The organism is Borreliella afzelii, assembly GCF_014202295.1.
Classification (GTDB): Bacteria; Spirochaetota; Spirochaetia; order Borreliales; family Borreliaceae; genus Borreliella; species Borreliella afzelii.
This window is the reverse complement of the sequence record NZ_JACHGM010000002.1, coordinates 1-21,098: the sequence shown is the minus strand read 5'-3', so window position 1 is coordinate 21,098 and position 21,098 is coordinate 1. Positions and strand designations below refer to the sequence as shown.

General features: G+C 27.9%; 18 protein-coding genes and 1 rRNA gene. 11 read left to right on the top strand and 8 right to left on the bottom strand.

All coding sequences use genetic code 11. The annotated features are described in order from the left end of the window. Nucleotides 1-5: 5 nt before the first annotated feature. Together proS and HNP63_RS02270 are read right to left on the bottom strand one after the other, a co-directional pair. On the bottom strand, nt 6-1,472 hold the full coding sequence (gene proS, locus HNP63_RS02275) for a proline--tRNA ligase (protein ID WP_011601003.1): 1,467 nt from the start codon (nt 1,470-1,472) through the stop codon (nt 6-8). Between the two features lie 52 nt (nt 1,473-1,524). After that, nucleotides 1,525-2,202, bottom strand: coding sequence for a DUF2259 domain-containing protein (locus HNP63_RS02270; RefSeq protein ID WP_011601004.1), 678 nt, complete (start codon nt 2,200-2,202; stop codon nt 1,525-1,527). A gap of 163 nt (nt 2,203-2,365) precedes the next feature. On the opposite strand from HNP63_RS02270, the gene HNP63_RS02265 reads away from it, so the two are divergent. Genes HNP63_RS02265 through HNP63_RS02255 form a run of 3 tightly spaced genes read left to right on the top strand, consistent with a single transcriptional unit; the run spans nt 2,366 to nt 4,006 of the window. Then, nucleotides 2,366-2,782 (top strand): hypothetical protein, encoded by a 417-nt coding sequence (locus HNP63_RS02265; protein WP_183227117.1) that lies wholly within the window; start codon nt 2,366-2,368, stop codon nt 2,780-2,782. Beyond that, nucleotides 2,779-3,384, top strand: a complete 606-nt coding sequence (locus tag HNP63_RS02260; RefSeq protein ID WP_004790339.1) for a DUF3996 domain-containing protein — start codon at nt 2,779-2,781, stop codon at nt 3,382-3,384. Before HNP63_RS02265 ends, HNP63_RS02260 begins: the two co-directional genes overlap by 4 nt. A 10-nt stretch (nt 3,385-3,394) precedes the next feature. Continuing rightward, a complete protein-coding gene (locus HNP63_RS02255; protein ID WP_004790418.1) occupies nt 3,395-4,006 on the top strand; it encodes a DUF3996 domain-containing protein in 612 nt (203 codons plus the stop codon). Nucleotides 4,007-4,058: 52 nt separating this feature from the next. Here HNP63_RS02255 and manA read toward each other — a convergent pair whose 3' ends face one another. After that, on the bottom strand, nt 4,059-5,174 hold the full coding sequence (manA, locus tag HNP63_RS02250) for a mannose-6-phosphate isomerase, class I (protein WP_183227115.1): 1,116 nt from the start codon (nt 5,172-5,174) through the stop codon (nt 4,059-4,061). Continuing rightward, complete coding sequence (locus HNP63_RS02245; RefSeq protein ID WP_183227113.1) at nt 5,175-7,052, bottom strand: fructose-specific PTS transporter subunit EIIC; 1,878 nt, start codon at nt 7,050-7,052, stop codon at nt 5,175-5,177. A 171-nt stretch (nt 7,053-7,223) separates the two neighbouring features. Here HNP63_RS02245 and HNP63_RS02240 point away from each other — a divergent pair, with 171 nt between their 5' ends. The 3 genes from HNP63_RS02240 to HNP63_RS02230 are packed head-to-tail and all read left to right on the top strand — an operon-like array spanning nt 7,224 to nt 9,507. Then, nucleotides 7,224-7,853: a hypothetical protein gene (locus HNP63_RS02240; RefSeq protein ID WP_004790690.1), complete on the top strand. Its 630-nt coding sequence runs from the start codon at nt 7,224-7,226 to the stop codon at nt 7,851-7,853. Beyond that, nucleotides 7,850-8,731, top strand: a complete 882-nt coding sequence (locus HNP63_RS02235; RefSeq protein ID WP_183227111.1) for a DNA/RNA non-specific endonuclease — start codon at nt 7,850-7,852, stop codon at nt 8,729-8,731. Before HNP63_RS02240 ends, HNP63_RS02235 begins: the two co-directional genes overlap by 4 nt. Beyond that, nucleotides 8,728-9,507 (top strand): hypothetical protein, encoded by a 780-nt coding sequence (locus HNP63_RS02230; protein WP_004790414.1) that lies wholly within the window; start codon nt 8,728-8,730, stop codon nt 9,505-9,507. Before HNP63_RS02235 ends, HNP63_RS02230 begins: the two co-directional genes overlap by 4 nt. Here HNP63_RS02230 and HNP63_RS02225 read toward each other — a convergent pair. Then, nucleotides 9,495-10,115: a diacylglycerol/polyprenol kinase family protein gene (locus tag HNP63_RS02225; RefSeq protein ID WP_183227109.1), complete on the bottom strand. Its 621-nt coding sequence runs from the start codon at nt 10,113-10,115 to the stop codon at nt 9,495-9,497. The two genes, HNP63_RS02230 and HNP63_RS02225, sit on opposite strands and share 13 nt — an antisense overlap. Nucleotides 10,116-10,361: 246 nt before the next feature. Here HNP63_RS02225 and HNP63_RS02220 point away from each other — a divergent pair, with 246 nt between their 5' ends. Genes HNP63_RS02220 through HNP63_RS02200 form a run of 5 tightly spaced genes read left to right on the top strand, consistent with a single transcriptional unit; the run spans nt 10,362 to nt 15,348 of the window. After that, nucleotides 10,362-11,219: a protein-glutamate O-methyltransferase gene (locus tag HNP63_RS02220; RefSeq protein WP_011601010.1), complete on the top strand. Its 858-nt coding sequence runs from the start codon at nt 10,362-10,364 to the stop codon at nt 11,217-11,219. Between the two features lie 32 nt (nt 11,220-11,251). Further along, nucleotides 11,252-12,379, top strand: a complete 1,128-nt coding sequence (cheB, locus tag HNP63_RS02215; RefSeq protein WP_183227107.1) for a chemotaxis-specific protein-glutamate methyltransferase CheB — start codon at nt 11,252-11,254, stop codon at nt 12,377-12,379. 25 nt (nt 12,380-12,404) lie between these two features. Next, nucleotides 12,405-13,619, top strand: coding sequence for a TraB family protein (locus tag HNP63_RS02210; RefSeq protein WP_011601012.1), 1,215 nt, complete (start codon nt 12,405-12,407; stop codon nt 13,617-13,619). Nucleotides 13,620-13,659: 40 nt separating this feature from the next. Next, the gene (locus tag HNP63_RS02205; RefSeq protein ID WP_183227104.1) at nt 13,660-14,295 is read left to right on the top strand and encodes an adenylate kinase; all 636 of its coding nucleotides are present in this window, start codon (nt 13,660-13,662) and stop codon (nt 14,293-14,295) included. A gap of 24 nt (nt 14,296-14,319) precedes the next feature. Continuing rightward, nucleotides 14,320-15,348 carry a hypothetical protein gene (locus HNP63_RS02200; RefSeq protein WP_183227292.1) on the top strand — a complete coding sequence of 343 codons (1,029 nt, stop codon included), beginning with the start codon at nt 14,320-14,322 and terminating at the stop codon, nt 15,346-15,348. A gap of 38 nt (nt 15,349-15,386) precedes the next feature. Here HNP63_RS02200 and HNP63_RS02195 read toward each other — a convergent pair whose 3' ends face one another. From HNP63_RS02195 to rrf, 3 genes are all read right to left on the bottom strand, one after another. Next, nucleotides 15,387-16,310 carry a response regulator gene (locus HNP63_RS02195; RefSeq protein WP_011601014.1) on the bottom strand — a complete coding sequence of 308 codons (924 nt, stop codon included), beginning with the start codon at nt 16,308-16,310 and terminating at the stop codon, nt 15,387-15,389. A gap of 2 nt (nt 16,311-16,312) precedes the next feature. Then, nucleotides 16,313-20,794: an ATP-binding protein gene (locus tag HNP63_RS02190; RefSeq protein ID WP_183227102.1), complete on the bottom strand. Its 4,482-nt coding sequence runs from the start codon at nt 20,792-20,794 to the stop codon at nt 16,313-16,315. A 97-nt stretch (nt 20,795-20,891) separates the two neighbouring features. Then, nucleotides 20,892-21,002 (bottom strand): 5S ribosomal RNA (gene rrf, locus HNP63_RS02185). Between the last annotated feature and the right edge of the window lie 96 nt (nt 21,003-21,098).

The window sequence follows — 21,098 nt, the reverse complement described above, 5'->3', positions numbered from 1 at the left end:
ACAAATTAATAAGATTTGGCAAATAAAACATAATATTTGGCCTTAGAAGAGCAATAAATACAAGTCATACCTGTTAAATCCCGGGCTTTAAAATCATCAGGAATACATCTTATTGTGGCTTTAGTCTCATTTTTAATAATATTTTCACAATTCAAACCACCACACCAACAAGAAAGCACAAAACCAGAATAATCATTCACATAAGCTTTAAATAGCTCATAGCTATCTTTCCCGCTTCTAAAAATCTCCTTGGTATTTAAGGTCCTAAAATTCAATGCTTTTTTAAATAAATCTTTTTGCATAGAATCAAGTTCTACCCTAACCTTACTAACAAGAGAATCAAGGGATATTTGATACTTAAATTTTCTGTCTTTATCCCTTCTTATAATAGTAACAGAATTTAAAAGAATATCATTTATCCCCACTTCAATACGTATAGGAATTCCTTTAAACTCAGCAGATGAAAATCTAAATCCTGGAGAACTTCTAACATCCTTATCAATTTCAACTCTAAATTCTGCTTTTTTTAAAGTGTGTACAACACAATCAGAATAGTCTAAAATTTTTTTATTAATCTCATCTTCTTTTTTAAAAATGGGAATAACAATAATTTCTACAGGAGCAATGCGAGGTGGCAAAATCAAACCTTTCTCATCAGAATGAACCATAATCAAAGCACCAATTAATCTGGTAGAAACACCCCAGCTACTAGCAAATACATGTTTCATCTTACCATCTTTGTCTTGAAATTTTACATCAAACGCCTTTGCAAAATTCAAACCTAAATAATGAGATGTGGCGGCTTGAAGCGCTTTTTTATCTTGCATTAATGCCTCAACCGAATAAGTAGAAACAGCCCCCGCAAATTTTTCATTTTCAGATTTTTTACCACAAAAAACTGGAATAGCTAAATAGTCTTCCATAAATCTTTTATATACATCTAAAATAAGTAAAGTTTCTTCTAATGCCTCCTCTTCAGTAGCATGAGCAGTATGCCCTTCTTGCCATAAAAATTCGGTAGTACGCAAAAAAGGTCTTGTCCTCTTTTCCCAACGAATAACATTCGCCCATTGATTAATTTTAAGGGGGAGATCTCTGTAAGACTTAATCCACTTACTATACATATTCCAAATAATTGTCTCAGAAGTAGGCCTTAAAACCAAAGGTTCCACCAAACTCTCTCCACCAGCATCCTTAATAATAGCAAACTCGGGTGAAAATCCATCAATATGATCCTTTTCTTTTTCTAAAAACCCATAAGGAATAAGCATAGGAAAATATGCATTCTCATGTCCTGTCTCTTTAAATTTTTTATCAAGTATGCTCTGAATTTTACTCCAAATAGAATACCCATAAGGCATAATCACCATGCACCCTTTTACAGGGCTGTAATCAGCAAGTTTTGCTTTTTGCACTATATCTAAATACCACTTAGAATAATCATCTTCTTTTGATGCTATAAAATCACTCATACATTATCCTTAATAAAGCATTACACTTCTTTAAAACACTATATAATTATATTCAATATTTTTTAACTTCAACCATAAATCGCTTATACTTATTTCCATAAGAATTCAACATGATTTTTTCCAAAACAAAAACAATTCCATCTTCATCTGGAAATAAAACAATCTCCCTTATTTTATAATCAATAACATTCTTTCTATAGAAATTCCCTCTTCCAACAGTCAAATGTTTTTCTAGAGTTGAATTACAATATCTGATAGATAAAAAAATATTAAAAGAAGAAGAAAGTTTTTGAAAATTAATATCCTTATTTACAAAAACTTGATATTCATTTCCTGTTTTAAAATCAACAAAATTTAAAAAATCTGTTTCTGGTATCTCACTCTTAACATAAAAATAAATTTCTCGCCCTCTTCTTAAATGATTAATTTTAAATTCCTTAACTTTAAAATTAATCATCTTTAAAAGTTCGTAAAGACTTTTATCATAACTGTCTAAATACTCAACGTGCTCCTTAAAAATCCTAGAATGCACTCCAGAGTTTGTAAAATTATTTTTAATAACATCAACAAAGCATACAGCAGAATAATAATATCCATTCTCAAACCCATATTCGCCAAACATAAAATACTGATCATTATTAGAAAATCCTAAATTTTTAAAAAAAATATTTTCTGGAAACCCTAATAAAAAAGAATAAAAATAAAAAAAAATAATATACAGTTTAATCATACACTTTGTATAAGTTTAATAACAATAAATTACATACTAAACTTATTTTTAATTAATTCAGTCTTACTTAAAATAATATCAAACAGCATTTCAAATTCAAAACTTTGATGTACTATTTGTTTATAGATTGAAAACTTAATATTCAAATTTTTGGGATAAAGTTTTGAACAAAAGGATTAATAAGCTAAAATTGGCTTCAAAAGCCTTAAAGCAAATAAAGTTTTTTTGCAAGCGTTTTAAAATACAACACTACAATAAAACTTATTTATTACAAGTTCATCAATTTACACTTTTTTTAAAGGCTAAAAAATCAAAGCAAAAATATATTCCCAAAAATCTTATACAAACAAACAAGATTAACATCAATATACAGTCAAGTAGTATAATAATACCTGTATTTGTGATTAAAAATTTTTTGATAAACAAAACTTTGATAAACAAAATAATAAAAAATTTAAAAATAAAGTTTTATTATCAAAATAAGCAAATAAAGATCAATATTTTTAATTTTTTATGCTTGATTAAAAATATTGTAAAAATAATATTTGAATTTGAATATAAAAAAGGAGAATTTCAATGAGAATGCTATTAGCAACAATAATACTTATATTAACAACAGGTTTATTAACTGCCCAATCAAAAAGCAAAACTATGGTTGAAGATGATTTTGACTTTGAGAAACTTCTTGAAAAAGAAGAGTCTGTGCGCCGTTTATTTGGCATAGGCTTTGGAATTGGATACCCACTTACAAACATTACAATATCTGTTCCGTATGTAGATATAGACCTCGGCTACGGAGGATTCGTTGGGCTTAAACCCAACAATTTCATGCCCTATGTTGTAATGGGAATAGACCTTTTATTTAAAGATGAAATACATAAAAACACTATGATTTCCGGCGGCATTGGAATAGGTGCAGATTGGTCAAAAGGAAGTCCTGAAAAATCGAATGAAAACCTTGAAGGAGACGTAAATGAAGATCAACAAACATCTCTTGAAAATAGAATAGGGGTTGTAATAAGGCTACCTTTGGTAATAGAATACAGTTTTCTTAAAAATATTGTAATTGGGTTTAAAGCTGTTGCTACTATTGGAACAACTATGCTATTTGGAAACCCAATGTCATTTGAAGGAGCTAGATTTAATTTCTTGGGCACAGGCTTTATAAAAATATATATATAATGGAGAATAAATGATAAAAAATTTTAAAAAAATACATATTTTAACATTAGTATTAGGCGTAATGCACTTTTCTTTTGCATCTGACAATTATATGGTCAGATGCAGCAAAGAAGAAGATTCAACAACCTGTATCGCAAAGCTTAAAGGCATAAAAGAAAAAAAAAGTTATGACTTATTTTCAATGGGTATTGGAATAGGCAATCCTATTGCAAACATTATAGTTACAATTCCTTATGTAAATATTGATTTTGGATATGGAGGTTTTATTGGCCTTAAATCAAACAATTTTGAAAATTATCTAAACGGCGGAATAGATATTATTTTTAAAAAACAAATTGGACAATACATGAGAATCGGCGGCGGCATTGGAATAGGTGCAGATTGGTCAAAAACATCTCTTATACCTCCCGATGAAGAGGAAGAGACTGATTATGAGAGAATAGGCGCTGTTATTAGAATTCCTTTTGTAATGGAATACAACTTTGCAAAAAATTTATATATAGGATTCAAAATTTACCCCGCACTAGGACCAACAATATTACTGACAAAGCCAAGCATTTTATTTGAAGGAATTAAATTCAATTTTTTTGGATTTGGATTCATAAAATTTGCATTTAATTAGACAAATAACTGAATTGGCAATTAAAATCAAGCTCACTTGTGTGAGCTTGATTTTAATCAAAACCAGCAATAAAAGCTTGACCATTCCCATTAATAAACAAGTTTTCAGCTTTTCTGCCTATAAAAATACTCTCACCTTTGTTAAGGTCTAAAGATTTATTTATATTCACACACCCATCTAAAACTAACAATACCATTGCATTATTTCTATTGATACAAATGCTCTCATTTATTTTTTTGTGAATTAATTTCAAATTAGTATTTGGAAGTCTAAATACACTAAAACCATTTTGAAAATCAGGATTTAAAAATGACAACTTTCCTTCCTCAAATTGACCAACTCTTAACATCTCTTCTTTATTAATATACTTGGTAGTAAGCCCAGCTCTAATAACATTGTCAGAATTAGTCATAAGCTCAATGCAGTCTCCCTTAAGATATGCATGCACCTCTTGACTATTTGTATAAACAACTTCTCCTGATTTTAGTTTTAAAATATTCATGCCTAAAAATACTAAAAGACCCACATCTACACCATAAATATTGTAAATCTCATTAAACCAATAACCCCTAAAATCATCAATAAGATTTAAATTTTTTAAAATTTTCTCAATAATCTTCTCAAGTTCATACTCTTGTAAATCAAAAACGGTCTTTACAAAATCTCTATGTGATTGAAAGTCGAAATTTAATTTCAGAATTTCACAAATTTTTTTAATCTCATCCAAAGGCAAAAAGCCTTTAAGGGCATAAAAATCGCTCAGGGCATAAATAAGTTCAATTTTGGGATTTTTGTCTTTATATGTCCTTTTAGGATCATCAATATCTACCCCTTTATTATTCTCTGATTCATACCCTTTTAAGGCAATATCTTTAGAAGGATGAATTTGAATAGATAAAGGTTTATTTGCAGACAATACCTTAAATAAAAAAGGAAATTCGTCATTACAACCTAAAAGCTCTTTATGGTCTTCTAAAAAATCGCTTAAAAGCACATACTCATTTCTATATAAAATCTTACTAGAAAATGTCTTGTGTGCTCCAAGCCACATTTCAGCTTTAGGCCTTCCATCAATCTTATTACCTAAAAGATTGGGAATAAAACTAATCCCTCCCCAATCATATTCTTTAATATTATTTTTCATTAAAAAAATATTATCTTCATTCATTCATTCAGATTCCTTTGATTTTAAAGATTTCAAAAAAATTACCAAAGCCGTTGCAACTGCAACTCCAACAGCAATTGCAATAATAAACTCAAATTTATTATCAACAACAGGAAGCACTATTGGCCCTCCGTGTGGAGCATGATTTGCAACGCCTAAAAAAGCAGCAATAATGCTTGATACAGCGCCTCCTACCACTATCGAAGGAATTACTCTTCCAGGATCACTAGCAGCAAAAGGAATAGCCCCTTCACTAATACCAATAAATGAAATTAAAAAGGCTATTTTGCCAGATTCTTTCTCTTCATTTTCAAATAATTTAGGCGCTAAAAAAGTTGCAAGCCCCATAGCCATAGGAGGAACAGGAATTGCTGCTGCCACCATTCCCATTATTTCTGGAACTTGAGGAATTAACCCTACACCAAATAGAAATGCCACTTTATTAAAAGGCCCACCCATATCAACAGTAATCATTGACCCCAACACTAAACCTAAGAAAATTTTACCCAACACACCAAACGTTTCTGAATTGCTCTGTAAAGATTTAAGCCCACTCTCAAGCACCCCCATAAATTCTCCAATATAAACACCAACATACAACATAAAAAAGCCAACAATAATGGTGCTTATTAGTGGAATCACAAATATAGGCATCACAGGCCTTAACCACTCAGGAACAGATCTCTTTGCTAAAAACTTTGCAACATAGCCTGCAAGAAACCCTGCAAATATTGCGCCCAAAAACCCTGCTTTTACATTTCCAGATATTACTCCACCAACAAGACCGGGAGCAAGACCAGGCTTATCAGCAATTGCCATTGAAATAAAACCAGCAAGCACGGGTAGCATCATTCCAAAAGCCACAGAACCAATATCTGCAATCTGCTTATAAAATGGATGCTCAGAAAAATTAGGCCCATCCGGCCCTATCCCAACAAAAGCAATGCTAAGAGCAATTAAAATTCCTCCAGTTGCAACAACAGGAATCATTGGAGATACTCCGCTCATTAAATATTTATAAAAGCTCCCTTTACCTGTTGCAATCGGGCCTTTAGAACTACCATTAGCCCCAGCATCTTTGAAAAAAAATACTGGGGCATTAAACGCTTCCTTAATAATATTTTCCGTATTATTTATCGCTTTTACAGTTGAGACTTTATAAACTCTCTTACCTTCAAATCTCTTTTCGTCAACATCCTTATCAACAGCAAGTATTACAATAGCTGCATCCCTAATTTCTTCTTCTGTTAAGGCATTTTCAATACCAATAGATCCTTGGGTTTCGACCCTAATATCGTACCCCTGCTTTTTAGCTTCATTTTCAATTTTCTTTGCTGCAATATATGTATGAGCAACTCCAACAGGACAAGCAGTTACAGCTACTATTTTTTCTGCCTTTGTGGCTCTAAAATCCTCTTCTTTGGCTTTTCTCTGAACATTTTCTATATAATAATAAATGTCATCAGCAGTAACAATCCCACTTAAAGCATTTTGAAAAGCATCATCTTCAAACAGCTTAGCTATAAATGCAATCGCCTTAAGATGCTCATTGCCCTGTTGCTTTTTTGACATACAAATCAAAAATATTAAATTAACAGGGGGATTTTCTTCAGACCACTTAACCCCATCACCTTTAATGTAAAGCAATGAAATAAAACTGGTTTTAACAACATCTCCTATAAAATGAGGAATTGCAACCCCATTTTCCCAAGAAGTATCGCCTATTTTCTCTCTATCAAGAATTCCTTGAAGAAACTCTTTTTTACTATCTATATATCCCTTATCATTGATTTTTTCAACTAAAAAATTAATTACATCTTCTTTTGAATTTACTTCTGGCAAAACAAATACAAGATCTTTTTTTAAAAAATTAAAAAACATAAATGCAGTCTCCTAGCAATTAAACATATTGTATAATATACAATAAAATTGCATACTACAGCCACCTAATATAAAAAATATTTTTACACGAAATAGGAAAATTATCCCTAAGTACATATCATAATATTGAAAAGATAAAGCAATTTTTATATTATTTAAAATAACCTGTTTATGAAAAAAAATCCAAACATTTGTATTTCCTTAACATTGCTTATCATTTCCACATTAAATGCACTTGCAAATGAAGAAGATAATGCTAATGAAAAAAATAATCAATCCGAACAAAGCTACAATTTTTTTACCCCAGAAAGAGGATTCGCATATTCAACAGGAATTGGAATTGGAATTGGATTTTTCCTAAATTCAAATATTAAACATCTTATTTTTAGACCTTACTACACATTCTCTAATAATAATTTTGATTTTTTAATCGTTGCTATGATATTAACAACCGAAAGCCTTAATATCCCTAAAAAAATGCAATACTTTAAGTCTTATATTGGAGGAGGAATAAACTGGCACATTGCAAACTTAATTAAAAAAACAAAATATTTTTCCTCTACTATTGGCATAGGTGGTCGTTTTTACTTATCTACAAACTTTATAGGAGACATTCAATTTTACGAAAAATTGCCTTATGTACTAGAGCCTTATATGTTTATTGAAATTTCTACAAAAAAGGCAATACCTTTAATGGGATTGGACTTTAAAATTGATTTTTTATTTTTAGATACATTTAACATTTCTTTTAATTTCACTATTAGATATAATTTTGAGGATGAAAAAGAGATAGAAACATGAAAAAAAGATCAAAATTTTTTCTTTACTGCTATATTTTATGTCTAGCAGGATTTTTATTTTTTTCCTTAAATCCAAAAATCCTAAAACAAATTAAAAATAGAATTTATGACTATTTAGAAATATTAGAAAATAAATACATTAACATCACAAAATCTATCCCAATAAAAGAATCCCAATTAATACCAAAAGGATATCTTACTACCCAAATAATAAGGAAAAAACACTATACTTTAGGATATGCTGAAAGCGCAAGACAATCCGAATGGGCCGCTTATCCGCTTAAAAGAGAAATGGTAGAACTAGCATTAACTTTGTTAAAATCCAAAAAGATTAAAAGAAGTACTAAATTTTTTGAAGATACCAACCTTAAAGGAACTTTTCCAAAACTTGAAGATTACTTTAAAAGCGGTTATGACAGAGGACACATAGTAAATTCTGCAGACATGTCTTTTTCTGAAACTGCAATGAAAGATACATATTTTTTATCAAATATGTCACCTCAAAAAAGCGAATTTAATTCTGGAATTTGGCTAAAACTTGAAAAATTAGTAAGAGAATGGGCAATCTCAAAAGGATATATATATGTAATTAGTGCTGGAATTTTAACGGAAAATAAAGGATTTATTGGTAAAAACAAAATTTTGGTACCTAAAAATTTTTATAAAATAGTACTAGCAATTAATAATAACAATTCTTTTGACATAATCTCTTTTATTATCCCAAATGAGAAAGCAAAAGACTTGGATTTGAAAAATTACGTTGTTAACGTCGACTCAATTGAAAAAAAAACAAAGATAGATTTTTTTGAAAAACTTGATTCAAAAATTAAAAAAAATATAAAAAAAATAAAAAATATACATTCTTGGAAGTTTAAATGAAATTCATATTTACAAAGTTCAATGCTTCTATTAATCTTTTTCTATTTATAATTTTTATTCTAGCAACATTAGTTATACTGATTTTCTCTTATAAAATAAAATATAATGAAAATTATCAAAATTATGTTATAGAAATTTACAATAATAATTTTATAATATTGGTTAATAAATTTGCCATCTTTATTGCTGGAATCATAGGCTCACTGTGGTCATATATCAACTACAAAAGAACCAATAATATACAATTTATATTTTTCTATTGCTTTATTAGTTCATATACATTAGAACCTATTCTAATCTCTGAAGATTTTTTTTTAAAAAATAACCTAAATTCTAGTTATTACTTATTTACAAAATTTATCCTTTTTATAAATACTTTTTCATTATTAAATTTATTTTTTCTAAGTTTATATATATGCGATTTCAAAATAAAATCAATACATTATACAATTTACATTATTTTGACCTTTGCCTGCATATATAGCTATATAATACCCATTAATTCGTACGAAAATAGCCAAAATTATAGCATTCTTAAAATCGAAAGTACAAAATTTTACATAGATGCATTCTTATTGCTTATTTTAATAAACTTTATAGTAGCCTTTTTAAGAAAAAAAAGCTTTGACTATTTTTTCCTTTTTGTTTCAATGCTTTTAATATTAAGTGGAATTTACTTGAATTTACTAAGAATACCTTATGCCTTTCTCCCAACCTTAATTGGTGTACCAATTTATTTAAAAAAATCAGGAAAAATTTTCTTTTACTGGCTATAAAAAAAGAAAGTTAAAAAATAAGACGAAGTTGAAACAATAAGTGGTAAAAATAAATTATCATAATTTGCAGCATCAAAAAGCTCTACCAATACTGCTAAAATTCCAAGAATTAAAGCTACTGTTAAATAAGGAAAAAAATAATAATATGAAAAAAAAGTAGCACAAAATACAACAAAACTACCAGAAATTGTTTTATCGTTTACAAGCTTAAAAGAAGGAATTAACTTTCCAGCAAGACTTGCAAATCCATCACCAAGACATACTGAGAATATTCCAATATAATTAAAAGGGCCCATAACCAAGCAATATGATATCAATATTCCTAAAAACAAAAAAACAGGCGAAAAAGATACTTTATTGGGCAATATTTTTCTTGACTTTAACATTATGTCTGAAATATTTTTAAAGAAAAGTAGTTTTTTTTTAGTAATTCTAAAAACTTCAGAAGTTAAGTATAAAATCATAAAAAGCATATTAGAAACAAGTCCTATCCAAAAATTTATTCCATAAAAAACTAAAATTATTAAGCTAAAAATATGAAAAAATTTTCTAAAAATTTCATACTTAACATCTTCTCTAAGAATTGCTTTCTTAAGCCTATTAAACATCGATCAATCTTTTAAAAATATATTAAATGGCATTTGCAAATATTCTTCCAACACTCATTAAATTCCTCATTTATTACTACAAATAAATTAAAATAAACAAAAACCTTTTTATAAACCCAAGTCTTATAATAAAATTATTTATAATAATTTTACAATTTTTTTTAAAAAAAAATATTCTTACCTGGAGATTTATTATAAATAGGCAATACTTATCTATAAAGAGAATAATTAAGCGGGTTCTAAAACATGTTAGAAATTGAAGGTCAACTATTTTTAAAATTTTGCGACTTTATATATAACAACAGTGGAATTCGTTTTGACGAAAAAAATAAATTTGTTCTTCAAAGCAGAATTAATGACGCAGTACGAGAACTTGATCTTGAAAACCCATCACAACTTTATAATTTAATAATTAGCGAAAAATTAAAAAAAGAATATTTCTTGGATTTAGTCACAACTAATTTAACAAGATTTTTTAGAAATTCACTACATTTTCAAACTTTTGAAAAATTTGTAATTCCTAATTTAATTAAAATTAAAAATATAGAAGAAAAAAATAGGATTATCATCTGGTCTGCAGGATGCTCAACAGGAGAAGAACCTTATTCATTAGCATTTGTGCTCAAATCAAAACTTCCAAAAGAAATAGATTTTATTATTATTGCCTCTGATTTAAGTTTAAAATCTTTGATGATAGCAAAAGAAGGATATTATTCATCAAATAAATGTGAAAATATTCCTAAAGAATATAGACACTATATATATTCTCATTCAAACGGATATAAAATTAAAAATGAAATTAAAAATCACATAAGATTTGATTATCATAACCTAAACTTTGAAAGTAATTTTTCACAAATTGATGTTATTTTTTGTAGAAATGTATTAATATACTTTGATGAAAAATCTAAAATTAAAGTACTTAAAAAATTTTACAATAACATGTCTAAAAACAGCTATTTATTTATAGGTCACTCAGAATCACTTTTTGGACTCAACCTTCCTTTTAAATTTTTAAAAACACCCTGGGCAATAATATATGAAAAAAAAGATACTGGCTGTAAAAAAGAAAAATTTAAATTAAAAAATAAATATAAGTTATAATTTAACAAGAATTAAATAGGGAAAAAGTAGCAATGGAAACAAAAATTTCTGTACTTATCATAGAATACTTTGCTGTAAAGAGAAAGCTTATATCAGACCTTATTAATTCATCTCCCAAGCTCCAAGTCATTGCAACCGCTTCTAATGGTAAATTCGCAACAAATAAACTCAAAAAACATAACCCTGAAGTAATATTAATGAATTTAGAAGAAAACAACATTAAAGATATTCTCTTTTTGGAGAAAAAAAACAATATAAACAAAACAATACCAATTGTCGTCACATCTTCAAATCAAAACCTAATAAATATTGCTGCTTTAAAGGGCGCTGATGATTTTATATTAGTATCTAAAAATAAAAAATCACATGAAAACCAAAAAGAACAAATTATCAATTCTCTTTTAGCCTATGGATCGATATCTATAAAAAACAAAATTGTCCGCAACAAGGATATAAAAATAAAAAACAATGAAAGAGCTGATTTTTTTTTAAATCATAAAAATGATACTTTTTCATTACCTCAACTTGAAGAACATGCAAAAGAAAAAATATTAAATGAAAAAGAAATAAAAAAACTTAGACTGAGAAAATTTGACATAATAGCCATTGGAGTATCAGCAGGAGGCCCTGTGGCCTTAAAATCAATATTGCCAGAAATACCTGAAAGCTTTCCACCAATAATAATTGTTCAACATATGCCTAAAGGATTTACAGAAGAATTTGCAAAAAATCTTAATAGTCTTTGTAAAATAAGAGTAAAAGAAACTACCAATAAAGAAACATTAAAACAAGGACATGCATACATAAGCTCGGGCGGATATCATACAAAAATCAAAAAAATCGATGGCAACTATCAAGTACAAACCTTCGATGGCAAACATATAAATGGCCACAAACCATCTATTGGGGTATTATTTCAATCTATTGCAGATATTGCAAAAGATAAAGCAATTGCCCTAATAATGACTGGAATGGGAAATGATGGATCAAAAGAAATTGGCGATATAAAAAAAGCCGGGGGACTGACTATTGCACAAGATAAAGAAAGTTCAATGGTTTTTGGAATGCCAAAAATAGCAATAAAAGAAAACAATATAGACTATATAGTTCCACTAAACCATATGGTAAAATTATTAAAAGCTATACTAATTAATAGCTAATTTTTTTTAAAGCAAGGAATATTTTTTGGACAACAAAATAGAAAACACTAAAACAGAAGACTGTTTTTCTCATGTAAGTAAATTTAATATACATAATAAAACAATATATATACTTGGAACTGCTCACGTGTCAAAAAAAAGCTCAGAAGACACTGCAAATTTAATAGAAATCTTAAAACCAGACTATATTGCCGTTGAACTTGATGAAGCTCGCTATCATTCAATCTTAAACACCGATGAAAATGAAAAATGGAGAAACTTAGATATAGATAAAGCATTAAGACAAGGAAAAGCCTTCTTTCTTATAATAAATATAATTCTTAGTAATTTTCAAAAAAAATTAGCAAAAGAACAGGGAATAAAACCTGGTGAAGAAATGAAAACAGCTATTTTAAAAGCTAAAAAGCACAATATTCCATTAATTCTTGCTGACAGAAAAATTGAAACAACTCTAAAAAGAGCTTGGATATCTATTCCAATATTTGAAAAAATAAAAATAATCTCAAGCCTTTTTTCCCTAACAGATACAAAAATTACAAAAGATGAAATTGAAAAACTCAAAGAACAAGACGCCCTTTCAAAAGTAATGGAAGAACTTTCAAAAGAAATACCCAAAGTAAAAAAAGCTTTAATTGATGAAAGAGATGAATTTATTACAAATAAAATACTTGAAGGAAAAGGCATTATTCTTGCTATTGTAGGCGCAGGTCATGTAAACGGAATAATGAGAACTTTAAAAGAAGTAAGCCAAAATAAAAAAATAATAAACGCTAAAGAACTCGACAAAATACCTAAAAAACCTTTTTCATTTAGCAAAGCGCTATCTTACTTGATTACAATTTCAATCATTTTACTAATAGTAAGCTCTTTTTACTTTAAAGGATTTGATTTTGCTTACAAAAATTTAAAACTTTGGATAATATCTAACTCTCTTTTTTCAGGCGTTGCATCCATCTTATTAAAATCTCACCCTTTAACAATTTTAACAGCCATTACAGGTTCTCCAATATTCTCTTTAATACCATTCATAGGAACTGGTATGGTAGCAGGACTTGTTGAGGCTTACATAAACAAACCAAAGGTCAAAGATTTTGAAAATTTACAAGAAGAATTATCAACAACAAAAGGATATTTCACAAACAAGGTTACAAGAATTCTATTAATAGTACTTTTTGTAAACCTTGGATCTACAATTGGAACAATTGTGGGACTTAAATTTTTATTAAATGTTTTCAAATAAAACCTTAAATAATAAATATCTATACAGGAGTGTTAATACTATGGAACTTGTATTTTTAGGTCCTCCAGGTTCTGGAAAGGGAACTATTTCAAAAATTATTTCTAACGAATTTCAATACTATCACATTTCAACAGGAGATTTATTTAGAGAAAATATTTTAAATTCTACAACTCTTGGAAAAGAAATAAAAAAAATTGTTGAGAAGGGAGAACTAGTCCCTGACCTAATTACAATAAAAATAGTAGAAGATAAAATTAAATCTATTAAAAAGAATAAAAATTTCATTTTAGATGGATTTCCACGCAATATTTGTCAAGCTAAAGCTCTTGACAAATTTTTGCCAAATGTAAAAATAATAAACTTTTTAATTGATGAAGAATCAGTAATAAAAAGACTCTCAGGAAGAAGAATTTGCAAATCTTGCAATAATATTTTCAATATACATACCCTAGCCACAAAAAACATTGGCATTTGCGACGTTTGTGGAGGAGATCTTTATCAACGAGAAGATGATAAAGAAGAATGCTTAAAAACAAGGCTTAAAGAATATAAATTACAAACAAAACCACTAATAGAATTTTATTCAAAATGCTCTAGAATTAATAATATTGATGCGTCTGTTACAATTGATGAAGTGAGGAAAAAAATAATTAAAATAATGTTAAAAAAAAATTAAATGGAAAAGGTATTTAAAATAAAAATGTTAATAAAAAAAATTTGCTTTTGCTTGTTATTTTTGCAAGCACAAATGGTTCTTTCCCAAGATCAACAAGACTTAGACTTCAATGATCAATATTTTTACTTTAATTTTCAATCTGCTTATTACCCTCCCCACGAGATGGGAACAAATGGAAAAAGTTTTTCACAAAGCTTTAAACATCCCAACTTCCAAAATATTGAACCAAGTTTAAAAATTCCAGCTAATTATTGGGGAGGAATAAAATTAATATCATACTTGGGGTACTATAAAAATTTCAAAGCTTTACACAATCCCAATTCTATATTTTTTAAAAACAATGGTATAGACGTAGATTTAAATATCGGACTATCTCCTGTAAGCATCTCATTTAAAAGCATGCTAAGCTTTACTCCTATTGCTTTTTTAAATTTATATGTATCAAATGAAATTGGTATGGGTTGGGAAGCTTTTGGATTTAAGGGGATTGGTGTACACATTGAAAATGGAAAATATTCAAATACTCCTGAATTTTATTCAGAAATAACAATAGGGGGACGATTTCAATTCGACTTAAACGCTATTTTTCAAGGAGACTGGACACATATTATTACAGTTATCGGCAATGATTTTACATACTTAATTAATCTTCACGCAAACAAAAATCAACTTTGGAAATATAAGGCAGACGATGGTAAAAATATAAATGGTATGCTAATAAAACCTTATGCCCTTTTAGCTTACAAAATGCCAATACCTCTTAATACTATAGGCCTACTTTATGAAGGAAAAACACAAATTGGTAAAGAAAGAAACATAAGCTCATGGAAAAACAAAGGTTGGGGAAGTGACATTTTTTATCACAATATTTCTATTGTTGCTAATTTTGAAATTGCCAAGCCTTTAACAATTGGCCTTAAATTAAAATTATCCACAAATCCCACATACACAAGCAATACAGCTGGACTGGCTGATATTTCAAAAAGAATAGCAACTGGCAATTCTTATTTTTATTACGATTCTATTGGAATCTCTGTAACTCATAAATACTAAATACTAAATACTAAGGCCTAATAAATAAACATAAAATTTTAATATCTAAACTGATTCCTTCCAGAAACTTTAGCTTCATAAAGCTTGCTATCAGCAAGCTTTATGATATTAGTAAAATTGTTATCAATAGGAATTTCCTGAGCAAGACCAATTGAAACAGTTACAATACTAGAAGTACTACTATGCTCATGAACTATTCTTAAGCACTTTATATCATCAATCATTGTTTTAATAATGCCAATCATTTCACTTAGACTCTTATTAACAGAAAAAAAAATAAATTCCTCTCCTCCATATCGAGCAACATCTATTTTATATTTTAAAGCCACCTTATATAAAGCTTTAGCAATTAATTTAAGACACTCATCACCATTAGTGTGGCCATAATTATCATTATAATTTTTAAAATTATCAATATCTAACATCCCAACAATTACTATTTCTTTACTTTCTAAAGCTTTCATCCACGACTTAGAAAATTTATCCATAAAAAATCTTCTGTTTGGAATCTGAGTAAGCCCATCGATTCTAGATAAGCTTTTAAAATAGTCTCTTAACCGCTTTAATTCAAGATGCGTCTTAACTCTAGCGTCAATTATTCGACTATTAAAAGGCTTTAAAATATAATCCACTCCACCAACGTTAAATCCCTCAAGCTGAGCATCTGTAGAGCTTCTTGAACTAATAAAAATTACGGGAATCTCTTTAGTATCAGGATCACTTTTTAGCCTTCTACATACCTCATAACCATTAATATCCGGAAGACCTATGTCAAGAAGCACAAGATCAGGACTATCTCTTTCAACTTGCTTTAAAGCATCAAGTCCATTTGTTGCAACTTCAACCTCATAAGCATCTTGCAATATATTTACCAATAAATCTAAATTGGTAGGAGAATCATCCACAATTAAAAGCTTCTGATTCTCCACTTCAAAAGCTTTATCTTTAATTATCATTTCCACTGCTAATATCTCTTATTGCTAAACTTTTCAATAATCTCTTTAAGAATCTTGGAGCTCTCGTCAAATCTATATAATCTTAAATTCTTGCGAAGATCACTAAATAATACTTGAATATTATCGTCTAAAACATATTTGTCAATGCTCTTAAGAATTCCCTTGTATTCTCTTGGCTTTCTAGTCTTAATGCCAATTAAAAGTTTATTGAGAAGGTTTAAAAATTGATCATTGTTTTTAAAGTAAAGCTTATTCTCACTAACAATCTCAGACTCAAACAAAACATTCTCCTTTATGTCGCTTATTAGTCGCAATAAATCATCTTTTATAAAAGAATACATTTTTTTCAACTCATAAATTGAATCTTTACTTGTTTCAATTTTTTTAAAATCTTTATACAATGCACTACGCATATTAGAAAGAGCTCCAGATATTGAATGAGATATGTCCCTAATTAAAGACAAATTTTCCTCATCAAAAGCTTTTTCTAAATCAATAATATTGATAGAGATGAAATCAACAAGTCCTCTACATAATTCAGAATATGATGTATATGAAAGATTTAATTCTTTTAAAGCTCTATTAACATCTAAATTGGGGAACTTAACAAGTTGGCTTAAATCTTCATTCTTCCTAATATCATCAACTTCAAACTGTAAATATTTTTTTAATATGCCTTTAATTGAACTTATGTGTATTGGTTTTGAGATATAATCATTCATACCACTTTTAAAACAATCATCTTTATACTCTTGCAAAGCATGTGCTGTTACAGCAACTAAAACACATGGCTTTAAATTCTTTGCCTTTTCAAATTTTCTAATTTCTTTAGCCACTGAAAATCCATCATATCTTGGCATTCTTATATCAATAAAAGAGATAGCATATTTTTTTTCTTTTAAAGCTTTTAAAGCCTTTACTCCATCATCTACAATATCAATAAAATTTTCATTAATACCTATTACAATAAGAATGTCTTTCAGCACTTTTTGATTCACTTGATTATCTTCAGCTATTAACACACTAATGGGTTCTTTTACCTTAAAAGCACTATCTATTGGAGCCAAATTTTCAAAATCTACTTCTGTTTCAAACTCTTTTTTAGAAAGAATAGAAGATATACCAAGCCCTGTTAAAGGCTTTTTAACATACACATATTTTAAATTTTTTAGAGCTTTATTATCTAAGCAATAAAATAAAAAAATAATTTGTACATCAGAACTTAATCTTTCAATATTATTAGCAAATCGAATACTCTCTTCAATATTATCGTTATTTACATTTACACAAACAAAATTATAAAAAGAATATTTCTTAAAAAATTTATAAGCATCCTCAAAAGACGCTACATAGTGCACATTAGAAGAGTGGCCTAACAAAGTCGAACAGTGCTCAAAAATTTTAATAGATTTTTTACTCAAGAGTACATTTAATACTTTACTATTACTATTTATTGATTGGAATCTATTGATTGATAAATTTTTACTTTTAAGCTCACTGCCCAAGAAAAAAGGCAACATAAATGAAAAAGTCGTACCCTCTCCCACTTTACTATCAACAGCAATGCCAAGACCACCCATTAGTCTTATAAGTTCTCTAGATATTGACAATCCTAATCCCACACCCTCATGAACCCTTGAAGAAGAATCATCCTCTTGCTTGAATATTTCAAATATCTTAGAAAGATTTTCTCTTTTAATACCTTTTCCTGTATCTATTACCTTGAATTCAACTGTAACCAATCTATTACCATTAACTCTTGTTCTGTATACTTCTTCATAGTTTAAAACAATAACACCATCATCTGTAAACTTAAAAGCATTTCCTATTAAATTAATTAAAACTTGTTTAATTTTTACAATGTCACCTTTTATATAATTATTAAAAACAGATTTAGAATAAGAAAATAAATCAATATTTTTCTTTGCACATTGAGATTGAAAAGTTTTTAAAACCATTTCCATTTCACGCTCTAAATCAATCTGTTGACTCTCAACATGTAATTCATTGACATTTATTTGGGACAAATACAATATATCATCAATTAAAGAAAGTAAAGAATCAGATGAATAATTTATCATCCTAACATAGTCTTTTTGGACATCCGTAAGAATAGTTGTATCCAAAAGCTCAGTAGCCGCCATTATTCCATTAATGGGAGTACGAATATCATGACTAACATTCGCTATAAAAATGGTTTTAGCAGCATTAGCAGCTTCTGCGATCTTTTTTTCATTCATTACAAAAGAATATCTTCTTTTCTGCTCAAATGATAATTTGAACATAAAAATTATTACAAATCCTAAAAAAGTAAAATAAAATATAATAACTGTTAACACTAAAAATTTAAAATTTTTAAACCTAATGTCTTTGGACTTATAATAAACATCAAATTTCCAATCATTCAAATATCTCTGACTATCAACATTTGAACGCATAACAACTTTTTGAATAATTTCTTTCAAGATATAATCCTGATCATAAATAGCAAGACTCAAATCAAAAGCCAAATCTCTAAAAATAGGAAGTTTTTCAACATCGACAACATTTAATTCTTCAAAAACAGCTGCAGCTGTATACTCATCACTAATAATTCCATCTATATTTCCCTTGTAAAGAAGAAGTAAGGCTTCTTTAAAGCTATTTACCAGAACAAGCTTTGATTTAATATTAGAAGCCAAATTTTTACTATATAAAAAATCAAGTATAGCAAACCTCTCTAAAGATCTAGATGGAAGCACCCTTTTTTTATTTGAAAAAATATAAAGTGGAATTCTAGAATTCAATTTTATATTAAAAATATTATCTAAATTTGAATCGATCGTATTAGTATTGAGCATATCGATTTTTCCAGATTTAATTAATTTTTTTAGATCTAAACTACTAGATGTTTCAATTATGTTAAATTCTAAACCCGAAAACATTCTAATCTTATCAAGCAAAAATTGATTTATTCCTTTATAATTATTTGCTTCAACATAATCTATTGGATACCAATTTTTAACAGCAAGATTTAATTTATTATTTTCTAATAACCAAATTTTTTCTTCTATATTAAATTTAACCTTATTCATAATTTTATAACTATTTATTCGAGAGCTATTAATCTCTTCTTTATCTAACCAATTTTTATCTATTTGAAGTAAAGATTCAATTGAAATATCATCAAATATAGCATTAAGAATATATTTAATAACCTTATAAACCCTGTTATCAATAGCTAATACTAAAAACCTATTTTTATTAAAAATCGAATCGTAAGATTTTAATCTACCGTTATATCCATTTAATTTTAATAAATATTTTGCTGTTATTGAATTTTCTATAAACCCATATGAATTATTTACAATATCTATAAAATTATTAACAATATCTTGATTCTTATTTAATTGAATATTATTAAAATTAAAATCAATAAACTGAGAATTTATTGGACCAACATTATTGTTTAAACCTTTAGAATAAAATTTAAAATTAAGAGGATATATTGGCTTACTTACTACATAATTAACATTTTCAAATACGCTATCATTGCTAATAATTCCTCCAAAAATTCCAACTGACTTTCCATCCAATGTCTTCTTAATATCCTCTTTAGGAAATCCCTTGAAAATAGGTTTAAAAATATGCTGTCTTGAGAGAAGATTCCATAAATCCACTAAAATACCAGACAACTCCCCCTTTGAATTAATAAAACTCAAAGGGGGATAATCGTTATATAAACCAACATCAATAAAATTTCCCTTAGAAGTTCTATCTAAAAAAGAAACAACATATTCATCAGGCATTTTCATTAAATATGAAAACAAATCTAAATTCAAATTCTTTATTATCTCAGGAGCATTTCTACTAATAGCCACCCTATTTTTGATACTATAAAAAAAATCTCCGCTAAAGATAGCAAGATCTTCACCTAAAAACCGCTGTGCAATATAATGTAAAGTCTTACAATCACCATATATATAATCAACTTTATCATTTTTTAAAGCCAATAATAACTCTTGAACATTATCAGCCAAAAAAATTGCATTAGCACCTCTTAGTCTTAAGATATCTTCATATATTGTACTTTTAACAACCCCTATATTAAAGTTTGATAAAAATGTTGAATGGGTATTTTTATATTTTCTATTAGAGCTTTTAGAAAATAAAATCGAAATACTCCTAGCAAGCTCACTTTTAAAATAAAATAAATCATTTAATTTTGAATTATAAGTCAACCCTAAATATATTGCTTCATCTTCAATTTTACTTTCATTTAAATTACCAATAGGTTCAACTATAATATCAACATTATTATCTTTTGCCCATTTATCTAAAATAGAAAAAATAAGCCCTACATATTCTCCTTTATTATTCTTATAGTAAAAAGGAAAATATTGATCTACAAGTTTAAACTTAAAAATATCCTTAGAAAATAAATTGCCATTGACAAAGCAAACCAAAAGCAAAATTAAAAAATTAGTACTTAAAAAGTTTGCTTTTTTCATGTTATTTTAAAAATTCCTTATTAAAATACAATAGTTTTACTAATGTGTAAAAATAAGTATACACAATAAATTCAAGGTTTAAAGTATAAAATAAAAACCCTGGCAATAACTTACTCTCCCGCGAACTCGCAGTACCATCAGCGAATAAGAGCTTAACTTCTGTGTTCGGAATGATAACAGGTGTTTCCTCTTTTCTTTAACCACCAGGGTTTTATAAGGAAGATAAAAATATGGCCAAAGATACGGGTAATTAGTATTAGTCAGCTTAATATATTACTATACTTACACTTCTAACCTATCAACC

Excerpts from the sequence above, each read along its gene's own strand:
- proS (WP_011601003.1), bottom strand. The coding sequence starts at position 1,472 with ATGAGTGATTTTATAGCATCAAAAGAAGATGATTATTCTAAGTGGTAT.
- HNP63_RS02270 (WP_011601004.1), bottom strand. The coding sequence starts at position 2,202 with ATGATTAAACTGTATATTATTTTTTTTTATTTTTATTCTTTTTTATTA.
- HNP63_RS02260 (WP_004790339.1), top strand. The coding sequence starts at position 2,779 with ATGAGAATGCTATTAGCAACAATAATACTTATATTAACAACAGGTTTA.
- HNP63_RS02255 (WP_004790418.1), top strand. The coding sequence starts at position 3,395 with ATGATAAAAAATTTTAAAAAAATACATATTTTAACATTAGTATTAGGC.
- manA (WP_183227115.1), bottom strand. The coding sequence starts at position 5,174 with ATGAATGAAGATAATATTTTTTTAATGAAAAATAATATTAAAGAATAT.
- HNP63_RS02245 (WP_183227113.1), bottom strand. The coding sequence starts at position 7,052 with ATGTTTTTTAATTTTTTAAAAAAAGATCTTGTATTTGTTTTGCCAGAA.
- HNP63_RS02240 (WP_004790690.1), top strand. The coding sequence starts at position 7,224 with ATGAAAAAAAATCCAAACATTTGTATTTCCTTAACATTGCTTATCATT.
- HNP63_RS02235 (WP_183227111.1), top strand. The coding sequence starts at position 7,850 with ATGAAAAAAAGATCAAAATTTTTTCTTTACTGCTATATTTTATGTCTA.
- HNP63_RS02230 (WP_004790414.1), top strand. The coding sequence starts at position 8,728 with ATGAAATTCATATTTACAAAGTTCAATGCTTCTATTAATCTTTTTCTA.
- HNP63_RS02225 (WP_183227109.1), bottom strand. The coding sequence starts at position 10,115 with ATGTTTAATAGGCTTAAGAAAGCAATTCTTAGAGAAGATGTTAAGTAT.
- HNP63_RS02220 (WP_011601010.1), top strand. The coding sequence starts at position 10,362 with ATGTTAGAAATTGAAGGTCAACTATTTTTAAAATTTTGCGACTTTATA.
- cheB (WP_183227107.1), top strand. The coding sequence starts at position 11,252 with ATGGAAACAAAAATTTCTGTACTTATCATAGAATACTTTGCTGTAAAG.
- HNP63_RS02205 (WP_183227104.1), top strand. The coding sequence starts at position 13,660 with ATGGAACTTGTATTTTTAGGTCCTCCAGGTTCTGGAAAGGGAACTATT.
- HNP63_RS02200 (WP_183227292.1), top strand. The coding sequence starts at position 14,320 with ATGTTAATAAAAAAAATTTGCTTTTGCTTGTTATTTTTGCAAGCACAA.
- HNP63_RS02190 (WP_183227102.1), bottom strand. The coding sequence starts at position 20,794 with ATGAAAAAAGCAAACTTTTTAAGTACTAATTTTTTAATTTTGCTTTTG.